The sequence below is a fragment of the Pedobacter sp. N36a genome (assembly GCF_014472395.1).
GTDB lineage: Bacteria > Bacteroidota > Bacteroidia > Sphingobacteriales > Sphingobacteriaceae > Pedobacter.
The window spans coordinates 39503-46589 of the sequence record NZ_JACSZW010000015.1 but is presented as its reverse complement, the minus strand read 5'-3'; the positions used below and the strand labels follow the sequence as shown (position 1 = coordinate 46589).

The following is a 7087-nucleotide window of genomic DNA, read 5'->3' as shown; positions in this document are numbered from 1 at the left end:
GAACCACCTAAGCTGGAACCCAATACCAGCATACAAGGGATTCTTTTTTGAATAATCCTTAAAATGCGATTATTTCAATCCATCCTAAGCCTTTTTACAAAAACATTAAACGTTTAGGACACTATTGATTTAAGATAATAATTTCCGCGTCAAGGCTTAAACTCCACCAATACCTGTTGACGAATATCTCTTGAAGAGCTACCCACCAAAATCTGGTATTTGCCCCCATCAACAACCCAGTTAAATGATTGATCATCATAATAATGAAAAGCTGTTTTATCCAATTCAATTTCGACATTTTGGGTTTCACCTGCTTTAAGAAAGACTTTTTGAAATGCCTTTAATTCCTTTTCTGGCCTAGGCAATTTGGGCTGATCCTGATGAACATAAAATTGAACAACCTCCGCTCCATCAATTTTACCTGTGTTTGTAATGCTTAGGCTGATTGTTGCTTTTTTATCAGTAGCTACTACCTCCATTTTGTCATATTTAAATTTAGTGTAAGATAAACCGTGGCCAAATGCAAATTGAGGTTCAACTTTATAGGTATCAAAATAGCGGTAACCCACAAAAATATCTTCATGATAAACAGCAGTACCGTTTACACCTGGATAATCGCCCAGCTTATGTGCTGGAGAATCTTCCAATTTTTTAGGGAACGTCATAGGTAATTTTCCAGAGGGATTTACCTTACCGAAAATAACATTGGCTAGTGCATTGCCACCTTCCATGCCGGGATACCAACCCTCTATGACTACTTTTGCATCATCAATCCAAGAGTTCATTTCTACTGGACCACCGCCCATCATCATAATAATAAGGTTCGGTTTAACTTTTAACAATGCTTTAATTAATTCAGCTTGTCCGAAAGGCAACTTTAAGTCTTTCTTATCTATCCCTTCCGCATCAAAGGCATTATCGTCCCATTTACTAAAATCGTATCCATGCACCCAACCTCCTACAAAAACAACTTGATCTGCAGTTGAGGCAATTTTAACCGCTTCGTCTACTAGTTTTTGATTAGCGGTTGCATCTTTGGCCACTTCGTAACCTTTGGCAAATGTTACTTTTGCCTTTGAACCCATATAGTTCTCGATACCCATCAATGGTGTTATTTCATAAGTTGGTTTTACCTGAGAGCTACCACCGCCCATGGCATTTAGTTTAGTGGCATTGGTTCCAATTACTGCGATATTTTTAATTTTTGAAGCATTCAGAGGCAAAACCTGGTCTTTGTTTTTGAGTAGCACAATTGCCTCTTCGGCAATTTTCAAGGCGGTTTGCTGGTGTTCTTTTGTGGCAAACTTTCCAGGTTTCCGGCTTTTATCCATCATTCCTGTCTTAAACATAACCCTTAAGATCCTTCTCACCTTATCGTCAATTAAAGGGATAGGAACTTTACCTGCATTTACCAATGTAACCACAGTATCGCCCATAAAAAATTTGCCATAATTTGGTTTAGGCAACATGGCAAGGTCAGTGCCCATTTCGAGATCAGTACCATTGTATAAAGCTTCATTGGTATGGTGTACAGCTCCCCAATCGCTCATCAGGAAACCCTCAAAGCCCCATTCTCCTTTTAAAATTTTATTAACTAGATAATAATTGTGTGTTGCCCATTGGCCTCTAAACTTGTTATAAGCTCCCATCACCGTATTTACACCACCTTCAATTACAGCGGCTTTAAAACCTGGCAAATAAATTTCTCTTAAAGCACGCTCGCTCATTTCTACATTTACAGCAGTTCTGTCTGTTTCTTGATTATTGGCGATGAAATGTTTTAAACTTGCAGAAACACCTTGATCCTGTACTCCTTTAATGTAGCCAACTGCCATTTTGCTAATTAGAAATGGGTCTTCGCTCAAGTATTCAAAATTCCTCCCATTTAATGGTGTTCTAATGATGTTTATGCCTGGCCCTAAAATCACATCTTTTCCTCTTGCATTGGCTTCACTTCCTAGTACCGAACCAAATTCATAACCTAATTTAGGATTCCATGTAGCGGCAAGGGCATTACCAGTTGGAAGATAGGTTCCAGCATCATTTACATGATCGTTAGACATGTTCCAATCTCTGCCATGTTCAGGTCTAACACCATGAGGGCCATCAGACATTACCAATTCCGGAATGCCTAGCCTAGCAACACCTGCAGAAGTAAATGAAGAGTTTGCATGGATCATTCCTACTTTTTCCTCCAAAGTCATTTTAGAGAGGAGTTGATTAATCCTTTGCTCAACTACTTTCTGCTGTGAATAAACCGAAAAATTAAAGGTGGTAAAAAATATAAAAAAGATAAATTTTGGTTGTAGATAAGTAAATTTCATTTATAGAGAATTTGATGGTTATTTGAATTGGCTAAAATAGCCCGATAGTTAAGCTACCTTGGACCCATTTTGTATATAATTAGGGTTTATATGTTAACTGACTAGATTACCTAAAGTCAAACCATAAGGTTCCTTTAAAAGGAGCATAATTGAGTTGAATATCTTGTTGGCTGGTAGGACCTAAAAATTCAGGTTTTTGAAATTTGGTACCAATTGGAGCTATCGCATTCATAAACCCTAGATCTCCTGCGGGAAATGCTGCTTTTACGGACTCTCTAGTTGCTTTAGCATGAGAGGGTTTAAACAACTGGAGAAATACATTTTGATTTTCGGCGTAGATAGTAAAATCTGTTTCACTATTGGATAATTTAACCCAATAAAATGGTCCATGGTATCCCTTAAATTCTGGGTACTCGAATTTTTCGCCAGTTATACCATTGTTAAAATACTTTTTCCAAACTCCAAACTCAGCACCTTCTAGTCTATTTTTGTAAACTCTTTCAGGTCCATTCCCCATCCACTCTGCTGCTGTTACCATTTGCTCCGGATAGTTAAAAGTTATGCCCATAAAGTTATAGCCCACCTGTTGGTCCCAACGGTTTGAGGCATATTCATAATCAAGTTTCACTGGTTTTCCGCTGGTAAAAGTCCATTTTACGTTTAACCACTCCTCGCCTTTATAAGCGCTTTCTACAATTAGGTTGCCATCTTTTAAATAGTTTTTAAAGTTCTGAAGCTTCATTTCTGAGCGAGCATGAGCAAGTATTGGGCCTTTTGAAAGACTTATTTTTTTACCTTTTGAAACGATATGATCTAAGAGCCCTGTAGTTTGGTCAAACTGTATATCTATGTCATCAACGAGTACGTTAAGTTTCCCTAGTTTTGTTATTGCTTTAGGTTCCGCCTTAAATTCATTTAAAGTAATAGCAGACTTGATTATTTCTTCTGGAAACTTTAAAGGCCAAGACCAGGTATAAACTTCATTTCCAGAGGGATCAACTGCAGTAAAGCTCAAAACATCATTTGTTTTCCAATCTGCAGGTAAATTAAGTTTTAGCGCCATACTTTCCCCTGGTTCAACACTTGATGAAAACACCATTTTATCTGTGGCATTTACCTTGGCTGTATATTCCTGTTTCTCTTTTACAAACTTTTTAAGTTCCCATTTAAAAGTACATTGGTTTAAGTTGGTATAGTGGTATCTATTTTCGATGAAAAGCCTACCATCAAAATTTGTAGGGATGTATTTATTGTTCACTACAATGGGCGACCATATTTTTTTTACAGCATTAAAACTGCCTTCTTTTTCGTGATGTGGCCCAACTATGCCATCTGGAGCACTGTCACCTGCAACATCAATTATTCCATTTTTATCGGTACGTACTACTCCTTCATCGGCAAAAGACCACAAAAAGCCTCCTGCCCCATAGGGATGTTTAATCATCATGTCCCAAAAATCCTGTAGCCCTGCCGCCATGCCGCCATCGTAATTTCCATGCATAAACTCAGTAGGAAAAAATACGTCTTTACCGTATAACATGCTATTAACCATGTAATTATAATCAGGGTAATGACGCGTATCTGTACCTCTAAATTTTTCCCATGGATGGATGATCATTCTTTTTTGAGGATCATATAAGTCAAAATCATCGTCCAAGTCTCTGTTCCAGCCGCCTTCATTTCCATTAGCCCAAACTACAATTGACGGGTGGTTAACATCCCTAATCACCAACTCTTTCACCAACTTTTTACCCACTTGGGTGTCATAACTTTTTTGCCATCCAGTTAATTCATCAATCACAAATAATCCTAAGGAATCGCAAACATCCAAAAAATGCTGATCAGGTGGATAATGCGACATACGTACTGCATTCATGTTCATTTGTTTGATCAATTTGACATCATCAATACTAATCTGTTTGCTAAGTGCCCTACCGCTCTCCGGCCAGAAACTATGTCTGTTTACGCCCTTAAATTTAATTTTAACATCGTTTACGTAGATCCCATCTACAGGCCTAAGTTCAACCGTTCTAAAACCTATCTTTTGGTTTACCTGGTGTACTATTTTTTTTTTATCGATTAAAGAAACGGTTAAATTATACAAATATGGCGCTTCTGGATTCCAGGTTTTGATGTTTTTAAAACTTGTAATTATCCTTGTGCTGCCCTGCTTGTCAATAGCTTGTTGCACTGATCCTATTTTTTTGTCATCCAAGGTTTTTAGTTCCACCTCAATTTGCTGCGAGGCAAATTCTGCTACGGTAAAAACATCGGTGGTTAAACTCCCATCTGCCTTTGCGTTAACCGCAATGCGATCTATATAATTTTTGGGAACAATTTCTAAGTAAACTGGCCTGTATATACCCCCAAATTGCCAATAATCTCCTTCTCTTTCTGCTTTATTAACAGATGCATTGGTTGATTTTTTATACACCTTTACCTCTAACAAGTTTGTACCAGTTGGATTTAATTTATCGGTAATATTGTATTTGAAGCGATAAAATCCACCTTGATGGATAGGCCCTGCCAATTTACCATTGATCATTACTTCGGTATCTGTCATAGCTCCTTCAAAAACTACAAATATTTCTTTATTCAAACTAGTTGGTGTTTCAAAATTATGTTTGTACCAACCAAACTCATTCGGATTATTTGTATCAGAGAAATAATTGTAGGTACCAAAACCCTGTAACTCCCAGTTAGATGGCACATTAATCTTACTCCACTTACCACTATTCATTCCAGTATTTATCTTAAAATCCCAGCTCACAGTGTGGTCTTTATCAGCACCAGAAAGATATTGATATTGTGTTTTTTGTGCACTGGCAACAGATGTTAAGGCAAATTGCAACAGTAAAATAAAAATTTTGAGTTTAATATGTTTTTTCGAATTCATCATTTAATTTTTTGAGTAATCACTTTCATATTGTAAAGCCTGTATTGCATTTACCAAATAAGCCAATGGTGCATTCCAGTTAATGGCAATTTCGTTGGCGGCATAAGAATTCATGCTATCAGTGTAAGCTTCATCGGCAACTGTGCTAGGTAATACAACTCCATCTTGCTTACCCGGATTTGGACCTCCTACCAAAAAACCTGGAACTGGTTCTTTTACCCGATCTGCCGCAGATGGCCTATGATGAGGAAACATTGGCGTTTTTGATCCAAAACCTGTAATATAAGAAAACCCTGTTGCATTACGCCCTAACAAATAATCAAGATTAGACAAGGCGTGATCTAAATATTTTTTATCTTTTGTAATTTGATAAGCCTGAATGAGTGCTATTCCTTGATTTGCGGCATTGGCATTACTGCCCCAGCCAAAATCTCTATCGGTTTTACCCATAACTGTTTGATAGGCAGTTGAAGATGAACCTTCTATAAAATCATTAGCCATTTTTAGCAACCTTGATTTAATGGTTTGGGTATCATTTTTTTGGTTATTTTTTAAGGATACTTCATTTCTTAAAAGAGAATAATAGCCCAAAAGCCGCACGTTGTTCCAAGATGGTAAGGGCATCTGTTCATCTGGTAGAATATTTACTGCATTGTAATATTTTTCATTTTTTGTGGTAATGTACAACTCTATAGCAGCCCATATGAATTCATCAGTAAAATTACGATCGCCATAGCCTCCTGTTGTGATTTTTGGCTCGTAATTGTTATTCATCAAATTTTGATCATAAGCCATATTTGGATTTTTTAATGCCCACTCCCATGCTTTGTTTGCTGCATTTAAGCATGAATCTGAAAGTCCTGGCAATTGCTTGTCATAATTTTTAAATATACGGCTTGCTTGAGCAGTTACCGCAGCAAAATCAAGTGTTGCAGAAGTTCCCTTTTGTACTACGTAGCGTGGTAATTTTGTAATCTCTGGCATTACCATTCCATCAAAAAATGCGTTGGTTAGTTTATTGTAGACACCTCCATCCTCTTGGTCTTGCATACATAACATCCATCTTATATTCCATAAAATTTCATCCAATTCATCAGGTATCTTATTGCTACTCTCTGGAATATTCAAGTTTATGTTTTTCACATAAGATGGAAAATCTTCATATAGAGAAAGTAAAGTAGCCGTTGTAATGCCAGAATTTACGATGTATTTGTTATAGTCGCCAGCATCATACCATCCCCTTGGTGCCGAAATAATCGTTCCAAATGGCTTCTCTTTCGTTGCCGCAGAAGGATGAATTAAAACTTCATTGTCTGGATGACCAGCATTTCTAGGCCATTGTCCTGCATATTTTTGTGGCAAGGCTATAGAAGCTCTTTGGTAATAAAATGCTTTTATGGAACCTTTAGCCAGACCTGCAAAAACATCATTTTTAATGCTAAATTGGTAACTATAACCCATATTTTGAATATAAATAATGTAATCTCCCGGCATTTTAAATTCAGAGAAATTAGCAATTAAGGTTTTTTTACCATTTAGAGCCACATTGGTGGATGCTTTTAAAATTCCAGTAAAAACAATCCTATTTTCTTTGACAGTGACAATTGCGAACTTGGATACACTATCTGAAGTAATCACAGCTATTTTTTGTGCATTTGGATAAAAGCCAAGTTGATTAAAGCGAATATTTTCTGAAAGGAATAAATTATTTAAGTTTACTTGTTGTGCGTTTAAGCTAGCACAAATAAAGGTTAAGAAAAAATAAAGTGATAACGATTTAAAAAAGAAGCTCATATTATAATTTATTGGGGTGAACTTAATAGCAAAACAGCAGTATATTGGTATTCTTAAATTTAATTGGTAGCCT

At 36.7% G+C, this 7087-nt stretch carries 3 protein-coding genes; all 3 read right to left on the bottom strand.

Annotation, left to right across the window (positions count from 1 at the left end; translation table 11 throughout):
* Nucleotides 1–149: 149 nt before the first annotated feature.
* The 3 genes from H9X96_RS21250 to H9X96_RS21240 all read right to left on the bottom strand — a co-directional run bounded on the left by H9X96_RS21250 (nt 150) and on the right by H9X96_RS21240 (nt 7014).
* Nucleotides 150–2324, bottom strand: a complete 2175-nt coding sequence (locus H9X96_RS21250) for a glycoside hydrolase family 3 C-terminal domain-containing protein (protein ID WP_187668222.1) — start codon at nt 2322–2324, stop codon at nt 150–152.
* A gap of 106 nt (nt 2325–2430) precedes the next feature.
* Complete coding sequence (locus tag H9X96_RS21245; RefSeq protein WP_187668221.1) at nt 2431–5223, bottom strand: glycoside hydrolase family 2 TIM barrel-domain containing protein; 2793 nt, start codon at nt 5221–5223, stop codon at nt 2431–2433.
* Nucleotides 5224–7014 carry a glycoside hydrolase family 9 protein gene (locus H9X96_RS21240; RefSeq protein WP_187668220.1) on the bottom strand — a complete coding sequence of 597 codons (1791 nt, stop codon included), beginning with the start codon at nt 7012–7014 and terminating at the stop codon, nt 5224–5226.
* Nucleotides 7015–7087: the final 73 nt, after the last annotated feature.

What these genes read in the sequence shown, in the direction of transcription:
- H9X96_RS21250 (WP_187668222.1), bottom strand. Translation starts at nt 2,324, where the DNA reads ATGAAATTTACTTATCTACAACCAAAATTTATCTTTTTTATATTTTTT.
- H9X96_RS21245 (WP_187668221.1), bottom strand. Translation starts at nt 5,223, where the DNA reads ATGATGAATTCGAAAAAACATATTAAACTCAAAATTTTTATTTTACTG.
- H9X96_RS21240 (WP_187668220.1), bottom strand. Translation starts at nt 7,014, where the DNA reads ATGAGCTTCTTTTTTAAATCGTTATCACTTTATTTTTTCTTAACCTTT.